The sequence below is a fragment of the Butyrivibrio sp. AE3009 genome, assembly GCF_000420845.1.
Classification (GTDB): domain Bacteria; phylum Bacillota; class Clostridia; order Lachnospirales; family Lachnospiraceae; genus Butyrivibrio.
This window is the reverse complement of record NZ_ATVS01000006.1, coordinates 35716-54762: the sequence shown is the minus strand read 5'-3', so window position 1 is coordinate 54762 and position 19047 is coordinate 35716. Positions and strand designations below refer to the sequence as shown.

At 46.5% G+C, this 19047-nt stretch carries 10 protein-coding genes and 1 tRNA gene; 3 read left to right on the top strand and 8 right to left on the bottom strand.

Annotated elements, in window-relative coordinates; genetic code table 11:
* Positions 1-5 precede the first annotated feature (5 nt).
* Together G588_RS0104920 and G588_RS0104915 are read left to right on the top strand one after the other, a co-directional pair.
* Positions 6-1187 carry an acetyl-CoA C-acetyltransferase gene (locus G588_RS0104920; RefSeq protein WP_022777642.1) on the top strand — a complete coding sequence of 394 codons (1182 nt, stop codon included), beginning with the start codon at positions 6-8 and terminating at the stop codon, positions 1185-1187.
* 20 nt (positions 1188-1207) lie between these two features.
* Positions 1208-2332: an HD domain-containing phosphohydrolase gene (locus tag G588_RS0104915; protein ID WP_022777641.1), complete on the top strand. Its 1125-nt coding sequence runs from the start codon at positions 1208-1210 to the stop codon at positions 2330-2332.
* Between the two features lie 88 nt (positions 2333-2420).
* Here G588_RS0104915 and G588_RS0104910 read toward each other — a convergent pair whose 3' ends face one another.
* The 8 genes from G588_RS0104910 to G588_RS0104875 all read right to left on the bottom strand — a co-directional run bounded on the left by G588_RS0104910 (position 2421) and on the right by G588_RS0104875 (position 9590).
* Complete coding sequence (locus G588_RS0104910) at positions 2421-3440, bottom strand: TRAP transporter substrate-binding protein (RefSeq protein ID WP_022777640.1); 1020 nt, start codon at positions 3438-3440, stop codon at positions 2421-2423.
* On the bottom strand, positions 3437-4243 hold the full coding sequence (locus G588_RS0104905) for a response regulator transcription factor (RefSeq protein ID WP_022777639.1): 807 nt from the start codon (positions 4241-4243) through the stop codon (positions 3437-3439). Before G588_RS0104905 ends, G588_RS0104910 begins: the two co-directional genes overlap by 4 nt.
* Before the next feature lies 1 nt (position 4244).
* A complete protein-coding gene (locus tag G588_RS0104900) occupies positions 4245-5753 on the bottom strand; it encodes a sensor histidine kinase (RefSeq protein ID WP_022777638.1) in 1509 nt (502 codons plus the stop codon).
* A gap of 77 nt (positions 5754-5830) precedes the next feature.
* Positions 5831-6301 (bottom strand): YcxB family protein, encoded by a 471-nt coding sequence (locus tag G588_RS0104895; protein WP_026668582.1) that lies wholly within the window; start codon positions 6299-6301, stop codon positions 5831-5833.
* A 23-nt stretch (positions 6302-6324) separates the two neighbouring features.
* Positions 6325-7620, bottom strand: coding sequence for a TRAP transporter large permease (locus tag G588_RS0104890; protein WP_022777636.1), 1296 nt, complete (start codon positions 7618-7620; stop codon positions 6325-6327).
* Positions 7617-8144, bottom strand: a complete 528-nt coding sequence (locus G588_RS0104885; protein ID WP_022777635.1) for a TRAP transporter small permease — start codon at positions 8142-8144, stop codon at positions 7617-7619. The genes G588_RS0104890 and G588_RS0104885 overlap by 4 nt, the downstream gene beginning before the upstream one ends.
* A gap of 42 nt (positions 8145-8186) precedes the next feature.
* Positions 8187-9323 (bottom strand): TRAP transporter substrate-binding protein, encoded by a 1137-nt coding sequence (locus tag G588_RS0104880; RefSeq protein WP_022777634.1) that lies wholly within the window; start codon positions 9321-9323, stop codon positions 8187-8189.
* 193 nt (positions 9324-9516) lie between these two features.
* Positions 9517-9590 (bottom strand) — tRNA-Arg (locus G588_RS0104875).
* Positions 9591-9978: 388 nt separating this feature from the next.
* On the opposite strand from G588_RS0104875, the gene G588_RS19210 reads away from it, so the two are divergent.
* The gene (locus G588_RS19210; protein WP_022777633.1) at positions 9979-18996 is read left to right on the top strand and encodes a pectinesterase family protein; all 9018 of its coding nucleotides are present in this window, start codon (positions 9979-9981) and stop codon (positions 18994-18996) included.
* Positions 18997-19047: the final 51 nt, after the last annotated feature.

Below are 19047 nucleotides of genomic sequence, written 5' to 3'. Positions count from 1 at the left end.
AAAGAATGGCTAGAAAAGTAGTACTTGCAGGCGCTTGCAGAACAGCTATCGGAACCATGGGCGGAACACTGTCCACAACCCCGGCACCGGCTCTTGGAGCAATTGTTATCAAGGAAGCTCTCAAAAGAGCAGGCGTTAAGCCCGAACAGGTTGATGAAGTGTACATGGGCTGCGTAATCCAGGCAGGCCTTGGGCAGAATCCCGCAAGACAGTCTGCTATCAACGCAGGAATCCCCGTTGAGGTTCCCGCAACCACCATTAACGTACTGTGCGGCTCAGGTCTTCACTGTGTTAACCTGGCAGCCAAGCTCATCGGCATGGGCGATGCTGACATCATCGTAGCCGGCGGTATGGAGAACATGTCAATGGCTCCTTACCTTATGCAGCAGGGCAGATACGGATATCGTATGGGCTCAGGAGAACTGCAGGATGCCATGATCAAGGATGCTCTCACAGACGCTTTTGGCGGATATCACATGGGTATCACCGCAGAGAACATCGCAGAGCAGTGGCATCTCACAAGGCAGCAGCTGGACGAGTTTGCAGCCTGGAGCCAGAACAAGGCTGAGAAGGCCATCGCAGAAGGCAAATTCAAGGAAGAGATCGTTCCTGTTGAGATAAAGAAAAAGAAAGAGACCATCATTTTTGACACCGACGAAGGTCCTCGTAAGGGTGTTACCGTAGAGGGAATCTCAGGACTTAAGCCCGCCTTCAAGAAGGATGGCGGCGTTGTTACCGCAGCCAATTCTTCAGGAATCAACGATGCAGCTTCCGCAATCATCGTTATGAGCGAGGAGAAGGCTAAGGAACTGGGTGTGAAACCTCTCGGAACCTGGATTGCCGGTGAGCTTGCAGGCGTTGAGCCCAGCATCATGGGAATCGGACCTGTAGCAGCAACTCAGAAGGTTATGAAGAAGGCCGGATATTCAATCAGCGATTTTGATCTTATAGAAGCAAACGAAGCATTCGCAGCCCAGTCAGTGGCAGTTCAGCACGACCTTGGTTTCTCCAATGATGTACTGAATGTTAACGGCGGCGCCATCGCTCTGGGACATCCTGTAGGATGCTCAGGAAACAGAATCCTGGTATCACTCCTGTATGAGATGCAGAGAAGAGATGTTCACAAGGGACTTGCAACCCTCTGCGTAGGCGGCGGAATGGGATGCGCAGCTATAGTTGAGAGGTAAACAGATTATTGGAGGGATAAATGCCTGACCGTTCTATCCTGATCGTTGATGACAACGAGATCAACAGAGGCATTCTTGGAGAGATCTTCAAGGACAAATTTATGATCCTGGAAGCCGGCAACGGAATTGAGGCTATGCAGATCATTGAGAAGCAGAGCGACAAACTGTCCGCTATCCTGCTTGACATTGTCATGCCCGAAATGGATGGATACCAGGTTCTGGAAGCCATGGTCAAAAAAGGCAATCTCAACGAGACCATTCCCGTTCTCATGATAACTGCAGATACCTCCACAGAGGCTGAGCGAACCAGCTATCAGAAGGGCGCAGCGGACGTTATCCACAAGCCCTTTGACCCTGTTATTGTAGATAAACGTGTTGAGAGAACCGTTGAGCTATACAATCATAAGAAGCATCTGGAGACTCAGGTAGACGACCAGACCAGAGTCCTTAAGAAGCAGTTCCTGTATCTGAAAAAACAGGAGGAGCGCCTTAGGAACAGTAACGAGAAGGTCATAGATACCATAGCCTCCATCGTTGAGTTCAGAAATCTGGAGTCCAGCTACCACCTAAAGAGGATCAAAGGCTTTGTTCGCATCCTTGGTCTTACAGCTCTGAACAATTTTCCGGAGCTTGGCCTTACACCCCATATGCTGGACGTTATCACCCAGGCTTCGGCGATGCATGATATCGGCAAGATATCAGTTCCCGATTCCATACTTCTTAAGCCCGGGCGCCTTAACAACGAGGAATTTGAGCTTATGAAATCCCACACCACAAGAGGTTGTGAGATCATCGAGATGCTAAGGGACGTTCAGGACAAGGAATTCTATGAGATGTGCCTTGATATCTGCAGGCACCACCATGAGAGGTATGACGGCGGCGGATATCCCGACGGACTTAAGGGCGAAGAGAACTCCATCGGAGCTCAGCTCACAGCCATCGCCGATGTATACGATGCTCTTGTCAGCGACAGAGTATACAAATCCGCATATCCGTTAGATAAAGCTTTCGACATGATAAAAGACGGCGAGTGCGGCGTGTTCTCTAATAAGATTCTGGCCTGCCTCGAATTTGCAAGGCCCGATATGGAGAAGCTGGTGAATGATACCAAGGCCATGGAAGAGGCGGATAAACGCAAAGCCTAACTCAAAAAACAAGTAACTCCAAATAAAAACTCCAAATATCTCAGGATTGGTTGAGATATTTGGAGTTTTTGAAAAAACGGGGTGACGCTCAGTACTCCATGATCTGATTCAAAATATCCATATCCTCCCCGCAGTATTTGCTGTAGACACTGCTCATGGCCTCCCGGAAGCGCTGTTTCTCGGAAAGGGAGAGGTTGATGGTGGTAACTCCGGCGGCCTGGGCAATCTTGCGGGAGCTTTTTTCACGCTCTGACCAGAGCTGTCTTTCGTAGAGGGAGGATTCTTTGGCGCAGTCCATCAGAATCTGCCTGTCAGCTTCGGAGAGGGTATCCCAGATTACCTTGGAGGCCAGCTGCAGCTCAGGGACTCTGGTGTGCTCGTCCAGGGTGTAGTACTTGGCAACCTTGTAGTGGCCCATGGATTCGTAGGAGGGCCAGTTGTTTTCTGCGGCTTCGACTATACCCTGCTCTAATGCAGAGTACACTTCTGAATATACGATCTTGGCAGGATTGGCTCCCAGAGCGGAGATCATGTCTGCCATCACCTCTGATTCCTGGACACGGATATTCATTCCCTCCAGGTCTTCAAGTTTCTCAATGGGTTTGGTGCTGTAGAAGTTTCTTGCGCCGGCATCATACCAGGACAGGCCCACAAGGCCGTAGCTCTCAGGCTTATTTCTGAAATCATCTCCGATCTCCCCATCAAGGACACGCCACATATGCTCCGAGCTGTCATAGAGATAGGGCATCTGCAGAACGTTCATCTCAGGCACATACTCCGCCAACTGTGATATGGATACTCTGGCAAAAGCGATACCGCCGTAGGACATCTGCTGCAGAACCTCGCTTTCGCTGCCAAGCTCCGCAGAGTGCTTCACCAGGATCTTGATGCGGCCCTGGGTTCTTTCATACGCAAGGTCGGCAAAATACTGCGCACCGAGAGTTGTGGGATAATCAGCAGCCTGGTTTTCCGCATAGAAAAAGATATACTCCGGGGCAGGAGCTTTAGATCTTACCTGCAGATATCTGCAGGCTGCGAAGGTTACTGCCAAAGTAGCAGTTAATGCCGTCAATATGCAAATGATAAGTATCCTTGTTTCCTTACTCATATTCCGCAGACTTTGCTCCTGTACTCGCTGGGGGTTGCGCCCTCCATTCTCTTAAATATCCTGGTAAAATAGTTGGCATCGCGAAAGCCTGCTTTTACGCTGACATCCTTAATGTTGATAATAGGATTGGCCAGCAGATTCTTAGCCTTCTCTATGCGATAGTTATTTAAATAAGATATGAAATTCATGCCAAAGCTCTGCTTAAACAGCTTGCAGAAATACACATCGGAGTAGCCGAAGATATCTGCAATGTCCTGCAATGCGATATCATCTCTGTAGTGCCCCTCAATATACTCTTTTACCTGCTGTACAAATGCTGCATCGGTCCTGCCGGTGCCCGGCTCCGCGTATTTCAAGGTGCCTGGCACTTCACCGATCATAGCATTCGTCACGGTGCTGTCCAGGTACGGGAGCTTTTCTGCCATATCCGTCAATCTGAAGGCCTCCTCCAAGACATTCACCAGATCCTCATCATTCCCGGGCTTTAGCAGATAATCCAGGGCCCTTACTTCGATTGCCTTCTTGGCATAGCTGAATTCGTCGAAGGCCGTCAGGAAGATGATGCAGGCGTTCCTATAATTTTTCCTTATGGAGGCAGCAGCTTCAAGGCCGTTCATTCCGGGCATTTCTATATCAAGAAGAGCAATGCGGCAGTCCTTTTGCGAATACTGCTCCACAGCCTGAAGGCCGTTTTCAGCCGTGACTATTTCCACGTCCTCCGGGAAAAAGCCCATTATCTTTTTCTGTATTACCTGTCTTTCGATAGGTTCGTCATCAGCTACAAGTATTCTGTATTTGTTCATTTTACTGCGCTCCCTGTAATGGAATGAGGATGCGGATGGTGGTGCCCACATCCTTCTTGCTGTCAATCTGCAGAGCTGCGTTGTCGTACATGGCTCTTAACCTTCTGTTGATGTTTCCAAGACCTATGCCCACCAGGTCCTTGTCGGTCTCGGGCGTTTCGCCGCAGCCAAGCTGCTGTCTTATCTTGCAAAGAGTGTCGTTATCCATGCCAACGCCGGTGTCGGACACTTCGATGGAAAGCCTGTTATCATCCGATTCGTCCCTTCCAACGGCTACGGAGACTTTTCCTCCCTCAACTTTTGGAGAGATGCCGTGAATTATGGCATTTTCCAACAGAGGCTGGAAGGTGAAGGTGGGAACGATAACGCTTCCTTCATCTACCTCGCACTTTACTTCATACTCAACCCTGGAGCCAAAGCGCATCTTCTGAAGATACATATAATCTCCGGAGATCTTCAGCTCCTGGGACAATAGTGACTCCTTTGTCTGGGTCTTGAGGTTGTATCTAAAGAGGGAGCTAAGGGCCTCTGTCATCCGCTCTGTGGTGGCGGCCCCCTCGAGATTGGCGGTTCCTGCAATTACATTCAGGGTGTTAAAAAGAAAATGTGGATTGATCTGACTCTTAAGAAGCTCCAAATTCATGGTCTCAAGCTGTTTCTCAATCTCAAGATTCTCCAGCTCCTGGGCATGGAGCTTGTCCAGGGCTTCACGGCGCTCTTCCATGGCTTTGATATATTCTCCCGTGGCGAATTTCATCTTGTTGAAGGCAGATACCATTTCGCCAAGTTCGTCCTTGTTATCGACTACCACATCATCGATGAAATAGTCATTGGCGGCGATTTTCCTGGAGGCATTGGCGAGCTTAAGAACCGGTGCAGTGACGCTTCTGTTTAGAAGCCTTGATATCTGGAGAATTACATAAAAAAGAATGACGCTGAGCCCGGCAGCAATAAAGGGAACCCGGAAAACCACAGGAAGGAGCTGCCTGTAACGGGCATTTCCCTCCTCCATGGTCATGTCCACCAGGCGCTGAGCGTAGAGCGAAAGGTATTTCTGCATTGTATAGACGTCATAGAGCTTTTTTACATAGACCTGTTCCGAATGATATTCAGAGATAACCTGATTGCGGTAGCTGCAGTATTTATCATAGGCAAAACGAAGGGCCTGGAGCTGGGCGTATCTGCCATCTCCGAGACTATTGTAGGTAAGGGGAATTCCATAGATCGCATCGTGGGTCTGCCTGGTGCAGCGGGTCCAGTCCTCGTCGCTGACAGAACCTGTACTTCTGACATATTCATCAAAGGCATCGGTCTCCCGATTAAGGGCAGCTACGATCTCGCCGCATTTGGAGTTGGCCTCCATAATGTCATTAAAATCCATGACAAATAGCCGCACTATCCATACATCAAACAAAAGTGCAGCGACAATGGCCACGAAAACGCTGGTGGTGAACATCCTTATTTTATTACTGATGGTGAGTTTTTCCCAAATTCTTCTGACTTTTTTCATGTCCCCAACATAAGAACTGCGCTATAACTATCCCTCAAGATAATTATAGCGCGGTTTAACGTTAATTGCTATGTTACTCAGGCTCTGATCTTGCTGCAAAGATAGTCAAAGAACGCATCTTTGTCCTGCCCCAGCTCTCTGTTTGTGATCATGTAGCCGTGGGTCTCATCGGAGAGGATCACTATCATGTTCTTCCTACGTATGGCGTTCTTAACCTTTTTCCAGGACAGGTCCTCAGTACTTTCGCCGGCCCGTACGTGAATCCCTCTGTCAGAAAAGGTGAGCTCCATATCTCTGGGCATGTCCTCCAACTGCTTTACACACATTCCGTAGGTGGCAAGGGGCTGGATCACAGGGAAAAGAGTGAGCCCAAAGAGGAGCAGGCCTTTTATGATAGCAGGGGATGAAGCCATGAATCTGAAGGACAGGGCTATCATAGCCAGGGTAAAAAGGATATTGACTACACCCACAGGGGATTTATAAGTTCTGAGCATTGCCATTTTCCAGAGGTCTGATGGTTTGACGTCGCATGAATATCTGTATTCCATAGTTTAGAGCCTTTCGCGTATTTTTACTTCATCAGTAGATTAGGCAGGAACATACTGATCTCCGGGATGAAGGTGAGAAGGAGGAGTACTACTATCATGCACAGGTAGAAGGGCAGTGTAGCCTTGACGACTCTCTCCATTTTCACCTTGCCCACTGCAGAGCCGATGAAAAGAACGGCGCCTACAGGCGGAGTCAGAAGTCCGATACCGCAGTTCAGTACTATCATTATTCCAAACTGGATCGGGTTGATCCCGATGGAGGTGGCGATGGGCAGAAGGATCGGCGTTGCGATTAGAATAATTGGCGCCATATCCATGATGCAGCCAAGAACCAGCAGGATCAGGTTAAGTAGCAGTGCGATAAGTACCGGATTTCTTGTAAGCCCGATGATGGCGCGGGCTGCCAGATCCGGAACGTGCAGGGTGGTCAGGCAGTATCCGAAGATACTGGAGGTGGCGATCAGGATCAGCACGATGGAAAGAGTGTCAACGCACTGTTCCAGTGTTTTCCATACGCCCTTAAGGTCCAGCCCCTTGTAGATAAATACGCTGACGATAAGGCTGTAGATAACAGCGATGGCCGCTGATTCCGTGGCGGTGAACATACCTCCGACTACACCTACAACCACTATGATAACCGCTGCCAGAGCCCAGAAGGAGGTACCCAGCTGCTTCAGGAATTTCTTAAAGCTGAATCTCTCACCTTTGGGGTAGTGGCGCTTCTTGGAAATGATATATGAGCCTGCCATCAGGGATACAGCCAGCAGCGCGCCGGGTATGTATCCCGCCAGGAAGAGGCTTCCCACCGACACTCCTCCGGCGCTCATAGCGTAGATGACCATGTTGTGACTGGGAGGAACAAGCAGGCCTTCACAGGAGGAGGTTATGGTAACTGCGGTGGAAAAATCATCGTCATATCCCTGTTCCACCATCATGGGAATAAGGATACTTCCGAGGGAGGCGGTATCAGCTGCGGCAGAACCTGAGATTCCGCCAAAAAAGTAGGAGGCTACGATGTTGACCATGGCCATTCCGCCGGTCATCCATCCTACACAGGCATCGGCCAGTGCGATCAGTTTTTCCGAAATGCCTCCCGAACCCATTATGCAGCCCATGGTTATGAAGAAGGGTACAGCCATAAGGCTGAAGGAGGATATTCCTTTTACCATCTGCTGACATACGGTGGTAAGCGGCAGTCCCTGATAGAGAAGACAGAAGATAGAGGACAGGGCAACCGCATAAGCAATCTGAAATCTTAGAAAGATCATTACGAGAAAGCTGATGAGCAATATCGCAATGGCAGTTGTATTTGCAGTCATGTTTCAGCTTCCTCCTTTATGAAAAATTTTTTGATATGGTTGTAGATGGCTTCCAGTTCAAAGATGATCATGGCAAGCCCGGCAACCGGAATGGGAAAATACATCCAGAATCTTGAGAGCTTGGGAAGTGATACGTACACGCCCTTGCTGCCGATGGTCGATGCATATTTCCAGCCCACGATCAGCATTACAAAGGCAAGGATCATGATGAAGACATCAGCGACAAGATCGAGGATGTTTATTAGTGCTTTGGGCAGATATCTGTCAAAAGCGGTCATACGGATGTGAGCGCCGCGTCTTATGGCGAGAGCCGCAGACAATACGGCCATGTAGGACATGAGAGTAAGGACGACCTCCTCACTCCAGGAAGGATCCGGAACAAAGGAGACATATCTTCCGAGCACGCTCATGCTGGTGATCAGAATATCCGCCACCAGCAGGAGCTTGCATACAAACAGTATTATTTTGTAGGTCACATCGTATAAGGGCTTTATCTTATCTACCGCGTTAAAGAATGATCTCATATAGAATACGCTCCTTTTTGGCGGTGACAGAGTGATCTGTTATCACTTCATGTCTACGATCTTCTGATAGTAGTCCTCAAGACCCTTGATGTTCTCTTCGATAACAGGCTTAACTGCTTCCTGCCAAGGTGTGATGTCATCAACTTCGATGATGGTAACGCCGCTGTCCTTGAGCTCCTTTAGAACTTCCTGTTCCTTCTCTTCAGAGATTGAACGATTGTATTCGGAAGCAACCTTTCCTGCCTCAACGAGGATATCCTGCTGCTCAGGTGAGAGCTTATTCCAGGCTTCGTCTGTGATGATGACCTGAATAGCGCCGAGGGTGTGTCCGTCGAGGATCATGTAAGGAGCAACCTCAGGGAATGCGTTGGACTTGTAGTTGGCGATGGGCTGCTCTGCGCCGTCAACAACGCCGGTCTGAAGAGCTGAATAGAGTTCGCCGAAGGCTACAACTGTAGGAGATGCGCCAAGACCTTCAACAAGACCGTTCATGATAGGGTCGTTGGACACACGGATCTTTTTGCCCTTGAAGGAGTTAATGTCTTCGATTTCATAGGATGTGAAGAAATGACGGAAACCTTCTTCGCCGTAGAAGAGACCTCTTACGCCGCTGCCGTTTTCAGAGGGCTCCTGAAGGAATTCCTGTGCAAGATCTGAAGTTGCGAAATTCCAGAAGTGTTCACGGCTGGTGAAGATATATGGAAGAGACAGGAGCATTGACTTCTGTCCGCCGTAGCTGGTAAGAGCAAAAGCAGAGATACGAGAGATGTCGATGGTTCCGCCGCCGCCCAGCATTGTGTCAAGAACGTCGTTCTCTGAACCAAGTACACCGCTGGCCTGAAGGTCGATGATGATGGAACCGCCGGATCTTGCTTCAACTTCCTCTTTGAACTTCTGATCGGTCATGCCGACGATTGTATCAAGAGGGTTAACTTCTGCCATGACAAGTGTGATGGCGTCTGCTGCAGGTGTAGCTGCTTCCTCTGCTGCAGGAGCTTCAGTAGCAGGAGTCTCAGTAGCCGGAGCTTCAGCTGCAGGTGTTTCAGCTGCAGGTGTTTCAGCTGCAGGTGTTTCAGCTGCAGGGGCTGCTTCAGGAACTTCAGGAGCTGAAACGCCGCAGGCTGTCATTGACAGAACTGTAACTGCTGTGAGAATTACCGATAATAACCTTTTCTTCATTGTAAAACCTCCCTTTTCTTAAGAAATCTAATGGTTACAGAAATGTACTGTCAGTTTATTACTGACAATTAAATTATAAATAAGGGAGGCTTTGACGATAAATCGGACATTTTTAGCATTGGGTAGGATTATTTTAACATTGTGAAACAAAAAAAGGACTGTGGAATGATTCCGCAGTCCTCTTACATATTAGTGTGCGTGACAGGATTCGAACCCACGACCTTCTGGTCCGTAGCCAGACGCTCTATCCAGCTGAGCTACACGCACATGTGCCGTATCGACAACAAATCTATTATATGCACGAGTTACATTAATGTCAATAATAAATTTCTAAATTTTTAAATTTATTTTTTCAGCATTTAGTGGTGTTTATGAAACCGCATACATGATTTTGTTTTATATAATCTGTCAATTCTGACAAATGTAAATATTATCAGTTTTTGTACAAAGTGCATAAATTTAGCACATGAAACTTTGTTGACTTTTAAGCGATATATATGAAAGAAACTTCCATTTTTCTCTTGTTTTCGTCGATGACGATATGCTAAGATAGAGGCACGTTTTACAAATGGATGTAAGCGGTTACATTATTAAATAAGTATAAACTTGCATCCGGAGTGAAAATTGTTTTGTTTTAATGGGAGGAACAACACACATGGTAAGGAAGAGGAATTGGAGGAACACTGTCGGTGCCAAGACTATGGCTACAGTGTTATCTGCAGCAATGGCGTTTTCCGGTATTTCCGCAGGCATGCCAGGTTCCACAGCTTTCGCTGAGGAAGACCCGGAACTGTTGGAACTTGACGAGGAAGTCATCGATCTTACCTCAGAAGATGATTCTGAGACAGATCTTGAGTTCCTGGATGAGGACGCAGTAACTGATGCTTCTACGGAAGAAACAACTGAGGATACAACACCGGATGATACTTCTGATGAGAAGAATGAAGCTGCTTCCCGCTCTTTTGACGAGTCCAAGACAGATGTCTGGGATCTCGGGGCAGAGAACCTGGGAGAGGCTTACAACAACAGACTTGATGTTGATACCATCAACGGATTTTATTCTGCCGCCCCCGGAACCAAGGGCGTTAATCTGGCATCATTCTCTGTTGATGACGGAGATTTCGTATTTGAGGACGGCGGATACTCCACAACACACAGACTCAGAACAACTAATCTGGAGCTTACTCACTATGATGAGAAGTCACTTACGGATTCAGAGGGTAACGTTTACAGTGGTTACATCTATTCAAACAAGAGCTCAACAGATGCAGTTTATGTAGCTCTTGAGTGTCAGGCTGATGACATCATCACAGCTTATGTTTCCAGTAATGGAACTGATTCTCAGATCCATTTCAAGAACATGACTGATGCTACCGATGATTCTGTATTTGGTTATGTAGGTGGAAGCGGCGCTTCTAAGGCTGTTTTCTATCCTTCACAGACTGCCAAGTACAAGATCTACTCAGCTACCGAGAAGCTTTGCGTAGCAAGAGTATATCGTGAGCATGCTAAGTACGCTACACTTACAGGTACAGTAGAAGGCTTCAAGGGCGTAGGCTCTTTTGACCTTGTATTTACCAATACAAAGAATGGCAACGTAGTTAAGGCAACTGTAGCTGATGGCAAGTTCACTGCCAAGCTTGCAGAGGGCTTTGATTATGAAGTAAGCCTTGCCGGTGCAGATGAGTATGTTATCAAGTCTGACAAGACTGTTAACCTCAGCGCAGATGCAGAGATGAATGTTGTAGTTGAAGGCATCACTCTTGTAACTGCTTCAGGTAAGGTTACAGGCATTGAGGACAAGGACGCAGCTGACTTCATGGCAGCTGCAGAATTCAAGTTCGTTCCTCAGGACGAAACTTCAGTATATGTACCTCAGATCCAGCTTGCAACAGGCACTGATGGCATCACCTATGAAGTTAAGCTTCAGAAGGATGTTAAGTACGATGTTCTTGTTGCTGATAAGGAAGACACAGTAACAGAGAGCTATGCTGCAGTTGAGGACTATGACCTTATTACAAAAGAGGTTTCAGTTTCCAAGGACTCAGAGGATCTCGCGATCGAGTTCCAGCATAAGCCTTTATATAATGTAACAATCCTTCCTAAGGGGGCTACAGCAGAGGATCTTGCCGAGGCTGTTTTCACATTCACAAGACTTAATGTGGAAAATGACTTCGTTGCAGACGGCTATGTTTATAAGTTCACAGGAACTAAGGACATCGCCCTCAGAGATGGTCAGTATGTAGTTGAGGTTTCAAACGCAGGTGCTTTTGTTCAGAAGCTTACAAGCGACCTTGTAGTAAAGGGCGCTGATGTAACTAAGGAAATTGGTTTTGCATCTGATATCACAGTATGGGATTTCAGTGATGCTGCATTTACTGCTAAGTTTGCCAATGCTGTGGAGGGTAACTATAACGGTCTTTCATGGACAAACGGAAGATCTCATAATGGCGTTTATCTTTATAGCGGAGCCGGCAAAATCTCTGTTCCTGTTAAGGGTGCCTGCCAGATCAAGGTAACAGCTAACTATCAGTATTCATTCTATTTTGAGAATGAGAATGAGCCTTCAGTTAATCAGAAGACCGGTTCTACATCTCAGAATGATACATTTACATATGACTACAATGGCGGTGCAGGAACTGTAGATATTACAGTAATGGGCCAGTCATACATTACAAAAATCGAAACTGTTTATCAGACAGAGTACAGGGCAGAGCTCCTTGTAGGTTCATCTGAGAAGGCAGAGTTCGCAACAATTAACGAAGCTCTTGCAGCTGTTCGCCTTATGAACAGAAAAGACGGCGAGAGAGTAACCATCAAGGTTGAGCCCGGCAACTACGAGGAGATGCTCGTTGTTGATGTTCCCAATGTAACACTTGAGAATGCCAGCGCTACACCTACAAACACACTTAAGAATAAGGGCGTTGACATTGATGAGAATGCAGTTCGTGTAACCTGGTACTATGGACATGGCTACACCTACTACAGCATGAACAACTCTTACAAGTATGATGAGGAAGTTCTTGCAACAAACAAGGCTAACGGTTATACAACAGTTATCAATCCCGGTTCAGGCACAGCTACTTACTGGAATGCTTCAGTAGTTATCGATGCTGCCGGATTCGAAGCAAGGAACATTATCTTCGAGAACTCTTTTAACCAGTATATGTCACAGAAGGCTACAGAGGATGTTATCGTTCCTCAGAGCAGTGTTAAGGAAGGCGCTGTAGCCAGAAATACAATGGCTGCCGGCGATACTAAGGTTCAGGATAAAAAATATGTAGAGAGAGCTGCAGCTCTTGCTCTTACAGGTTCTGCGACAGAGGCTTATTTTGAGGGGTGCCGTATAATCGGACGTCAGGACACTCTTTATGGCCATGAGAAAACCACAGCAGCTTTCTACAACTGTGCGGTTTACGGCGGAACAGACTATATCTTCGGTGCTATGACAGCAGTATTTGCTAAGTGCGATCTCGTACTTAACACAAGCGAAGATAAGAACGATGTAGCTTATATCACAGCTCCTCAGCAGAAGAGCAATTCTACTCGTGGATACCTTATGTACAACTGTACAGTTAAGTCCACAACTCCGGGAGTAGACACAGCATCTGCTTATACATCAAAGCCCGGTCAGTTCGGAAGACCTTGGCAGGCTAACACTTCTGAGGTTGTATTCTTCGACACCGTAGTCGAGGCAACAAGCTGGAAGGATGGCGCTTATGACGAGACAGCCAAGACATCACTTATTCAGCCTGTAGGCTGGAACACAACCCTTGGCGGAGAGTCAGCAAGAAACGTTGAGTACGGTACTTTCGAAGTATCAGGCGAGAACAACAGCGCAGCCCGTGCTGCATGGGTTCAGCAGCCTAAGGAAGCAGTTCTTGCAGATGGCAAGGCAATCACAGTTGCTGCATTCCTTGGCGATTGGGATCCTTTCACAGCAAACAATGCTGATATGAAGATCGTATTCCCTGATGGAAGCAGCCAGGAAGAGCCTGTAGTTGAAGAGCCCGAAGAGCCTACACCTGCAGAGCCTTCAGAGACAACAGAGTTCGTACTTGAGTCTTCAGCTCTTACAGCTTTTGCAGCAAATGAAGCAAACGACGGAAAGTCAGAGAAGGCCGGAACAGAAGATTACTTCACACTTTTCTACAGCGCTAAATCTAAGATTGATGCTACCAGTGCTAAAAAGTGGGAAGATGGTTATGAAGCCGCTCAGAGAATTAACTTTGGTGGTAAGCCCACAATTGTCGATGGACAGGCTAAAAATGCAGTTAAGTTTACTACCTCCAATGCCGCTGATGTAAAGATCTGGTGGGTAGCAAACAAAGATACATACCAGATGGCACTTCTTAATTCAGAAGGACAGAAGCTCGCAGCTACAAATGTCACAACAACATCAAATCTGCCTTATTTCTCAACATTTAGAGTTGATGAAGCAGGAACATATTATCTTGGCGGTGATGAGGTTAACAACTACATCTTCAAGATTGTTGTAACAGAGGATAAGGTTGCGGCACCTGTTGCATATGATTTGGAAAGTAAGAATCTTACCGCTTTTGCAGCAAATGAAGCAAACGACGGAAAGTCAGAGAAGGCCGGAACAGAAGATTACTTCACACTTTACTACAGTGCAAAATCCAAGATTGATGCTACAAGTGCTAAAACATGGGAAGATGGTTATGAAGCCGCTCAGAGAATCAACTTTGGCGGTAAGCCCACAATCGTTGACGGACAGGCTAAGAATGCTATTGGATTCACAACTTCCGGCGAAGCTGATGTGAAGATCTGGTGGGTGGCAAACAAAGATGCGTACCAGATGGCACTCCTTAATTCAGAAGGACAGAAGCTTGCTGCTACAGATGTTGCAACTACATCAAATAAGCCTTATTTCTCAACATTTAAGATTGAGAATGCCGGAACATATTACATTGGCGGTGATGAGGTTAATAACTATATCTTCAAGGTTGAAGTAACAGAGGGCTCAGAGCCCGAAGAGATCAAGAGAGCAGAGTGGGAGAGTGTTGCAGCTCCTGCTATCACAAACGTAACTCTTGATGAGACTAATGCAAACAACGTAGTTGTTAACGTAACATCAGAGATTGGTGTAGACGGCGGAGACAGACTTGATGTAACAATGTTTGACAGCGAGGGCAAGGAAGTTAAGACTCTTGGCTCAACAGCTGCTAAGACAGAGTTCACATTTACATTCTCTCCTGCTAAGTCAGGAAAATACACATTCTCAGCTACTCTTTCAAGAGAAGATGAGGAGACAGTTAAGACAAGCGCAGTATCAGACGCATTTGAATTTGTACTTCCTCTTGTAACTCCCGAGTTTAAGAATGTAGTAAACCAGGGCAAGGGAAATGTTAAGGTTAACTTCTATTCAGTACCTGAAGCAACAGGATATGTTCTTACAGCTACTGACAAGACAGACTCCAAGAAGAAGCCTGTTGAGAAGAAATTCACACTTACGAATGCTGACGCAAATGATTCAACAGAATATACACACGTATTCAAGGGCCTTACAGCAGGACATACCTACGAAATCTCTCTTGTGGCAGTAAGAGGAGAAGAGACCACCAAGGCCAACACATTTGAAGTTAATGTAACAAAAGAAGCTGAGACAGAGTGGGTATTCTCAGCATTCGGTACCGGCGTTACCAAGGGATCAAATGCAGGCTTTACAGCCAATGAGAACGGTTCCGTAACAGTTTGGAACACCGGCAACAAGGGTAAGCTTGTTCCTGCATCAACAGACGGACTTGCTTTCTACTACACAGCTGTTCCTGCCAACAAGAACTTCACTCTCACAGCGAAGGCAACCATTGATACCTGGACCTTCACTAACGGCCAGGAAGGCTTTGGTCTTATGGCAGCCGACAGAGTTGGCGTCAACGGTAATGCCGCTACATTCTGGAACAACTCTTACATGGCAACAGCTACCAAGGTTGAGTACTACTATGACAGAGCAAATCATGCTGTAACAAACGTTGATACAGCAGATAAGATTTCCATGAAGCTTGGTCTTGGATCTCAGGAAAAGATCGGTGTTACACCTTCTAACCTTGAGAGACTTGAGGCTAATGACTCTGCAGCAGTTAAGGAATTCTTCTCAAGCAAGATGACTCCTCTTGAGACAAGCTGCGGTGATATGGGCCCCGGAACCTACAACCTCTTTGCTAAGGAAGCTTCAGGATCAGTTAAGGGAACAGTTGAGAATCCTCTCACAGAGGTAACTCTTCGTATCCAGAAGAACAACACAGGTTACTTCGTAAGCTATCTTGATAACGAAGGCAATGTTCTTAAGACTGTGAAGTACTACGATACCAAGGCTCTTAACAAGCTTGATTCCAAGTATGTATATGTTGGATTCTTTGCTGCAAGAACCTTCAAGGTAACCTTCAGTGATATCGAGCTCAAGGTTATCGATCCTTCCAAGGATGCTAAGGCTGAGCCCAAGGAGCCCACATATGTAGAGCCTAGCTACAAGGTTATTTCACCTGAGTATTCAAATACTGCAAAGTATGAGCTTAGCTACTCAGGAAATGCTGACGGCGTACTTACAATCACAGATGAGACAGGTTATGCTGTCGTTGACAGGCAGAAGGTTAAAGCCGGCGCTGTAAAGAAGGTAAATGTAAGACTTGAGAAGGGTGACAATAAGTTCACAGTAACCTTCACGCCTAACAAGAACTTCAATCCCGGCGGCGATAAGTATCAGAAGCTTTCTAATTATGATACATTTACATTCGAACACAATGTTAAGTATCAGACAGTAAATGATTCAGACAAGATCTTTGTTGATCCCAATGGAGATGCAAAGGCAGAGGGAACTGCAGAAGCTCCTGTAGATATCTACACAGCATTAAAATTTGTACAGGCAGGTCAGACCATCGTACTGACACCCGGTACCTACAACCTTAAGTCAGGACTTGTTATTGAAAAAGGAATTGACGGAACCGCTGCAGAGCCTATAACAATGGTTGCTGAAGGCGGCAGAGCAGTACTTGATTTTGGCGGCCGCAATACCGACAAGGGTGGAGCAGGATTTGTCATTGCAGGTAACTACTGGAATATCAAGGGCATTGATGTTACTAAGACAGGAAACGGCGATAAGGGTATTCTTTTAGCCGGAAGCCATAATACACTTGAAGACATCCGCACCTATGAGAACGGCAACACCGGTATTCAGGTAAGCAGATATCTCAAATATGAGTGGCCTTCCTATGACCTGATCCTCAACTGTACATCCTTTAGCAATGCTGATGCAGGCTATGAGGATGCAGACGGATTCGCAGCTAAGCTTACCTGCGGCGAGGGTATCGTATTTGACGGATGTATCTCGTACAACAACGCTGATGACGGATGGGATCTCTTCGCTAAGGTTGAGAACGGTTCAATCGGTCAGGTAACAATTCAGAACTGTGTTGCTTTCGCAAACGGCTACGGTGTAGACGGCAAGAACGAAGGTAACGGTAACGGATTTAAGATGGGCGGCGAGAGCATGCCCGGTGCACACAAGCTCATCAATTCAGTAGCTTGGGGCAACAAGGCAAAGGGTATTGATTCCAACTCAGGCCCTGATATCCAGGTTTACAACTGCATGTCATTCAATAACGGCGCTAACAACGTAGCTCTTTATGCAAATGACGCAGCTAACACAAATTATTTAGTAAATGGTGTTATCTCTTATCGTACAACCGGTAAGGAGACAAATGAGAACTTCAAGCTCAGAGGAACTCAGGATGAGTCCAGAGTATACGGCAAGAACAACTTCTTCTGGATGGACGGCGCTAGTAAGAACGCTGACGGCGTTACAATTACAGATGACTGGTTCGTATTTGACAAGAACAATAAGATTGATGCACTTGCAGCTCCTAAGGCTGATGTAAATGATCCTTATGCAGTGGCAGCAGCTATGAGAACTGAAGACGGACGTATCGATCTTGGCAACTTCCTCAAGCTTTCAGAGACAGGTATTAAGGCTCTTGAAGCAGCAGGAGTTGACACAGCTGTAGCAGCACTTGACGGCGCTTACACAGCAGTAGCTGATGAGAGACAGATCGAAGGTTCAGCTAACGATGCAGCTCAGAGCGTACCCGGATTTGAGCTTGAGAACTTCAGCACCAAGATTAGCTACACAGGTAAGAAGCTTACTCAGGACTTCAGTGTATATTATGACGGCAAGCTCCTTGCAGAGGGTGTTGATTACTCAGTAGCATACAAGAACAATGTAAATGTAGGAACAGCAGTTGTAACCATTTCCGGCAAGGGAATCTACAAGGGCAAGACTGTTGAGACCTTCAGAATCGTACCTGCAGATATCGCTGAGGCAGCAGTTGCTGTCAAGGCTGTTAACGAGACAGGTAAGGAAGCAAACAAGAAGTATCCTAAGGTAACAGCAACAGTAGTTTACATGGGCAAGACTCTTAAGGCAGGCAAGGACTACCAGGTAGTTGTTAACTGGGATGAAGAGCCTAAGACCACAACAGTGAAGGATGCAAAGGGCAATGACATTACAGTTAAGCATTATCCTGTAAGCATCACAGGTCTTGGTAACTTCGACGGTGAGTACAAGAATGCAGACGTTCTTGTATTCGGCAAGGGCCAGAAGATCGTTAAGACAGCACTTGATCTGTTTAACATCAAGTCAGAATCTCTTGAGCTTGCAACAACAGCTTATGTATATGACGGAACAGCTAAGACTCCTGAAGTTACTGTTTACACAGGAAAGGGTGCTAAGAAGGGCGAGAAGCTCGATGCATCAAGATATACAGTTAAGTATTCAGGAAACATTAATAAGGGTACAGCAACAGTTACCGTAACTGGTATCGAGTCTCAGAAGACAACAGGTACTCTTACTGCAAGATTCACTATCGCAGCTGCTGATATTTCAGCCGCTACAGTAGCTCCTATCGAGCCTGTAGAGTATGTAAAGGGCGGCGTTAAGCCTGCACCTGTTGTTAAGCTCGGTGAGAATACACTTCGCGAGGGTGTTGATTACAAGCTTACCTATGCAGGAACAAACAAGATCGGACTTACAGGTAAGAAGGCTCCTAATGTAACAATCACAGGTCTTAAGAACTTCAAGGGATCTGTAGTAAAGACCTTCGAGATCACAACTAAGGGCATTGATAAGGCAACTGTTATTACAACAGACAAGGCAATCAAGAAGAATGCCAAGGGCAAATACCTTGTTTCCAAGCCTGTAGTATATGATGAGAACGGCAAGGCTCTTAAGGAGAAGACAGATTATACACTTAAGTTCTTCTACGGCGAGAGTGAGATCACAAGCAAGACTGTTCTTACTGAGGGCAACAACGAAGTTAAGGTTGTTGTTACAGGAAAAGGCGCATACACAGGTGAGACTTCTGCTACATACCAGATCAGAACACTTAACAAGCTCTCACAGGTTAAGAGCGCTAAGATTTCTGCTCAGAAGTACACAGGAAGCGCTGTAAGACCAGATGACAAGATCAGGCTCTACACTGAGACCAGAACAGGTAAGACTGTAGCAACCAAGAATCTTGTAAGAGGCACAGATTATGAGATCGCTCTTTGCTACAACAATGTTAAGCAGGGAACAGCTACCTACGTTCTTAGAGGAATGGGCGAGTACACAGGATACAAGACCGTTACCTTCAAGATCACCAAGGCAGCAACCAAATAATCAAGTCAATAAATAAGTAGTTTTAAAGGCGGCTTGCTATCAACAAATTGA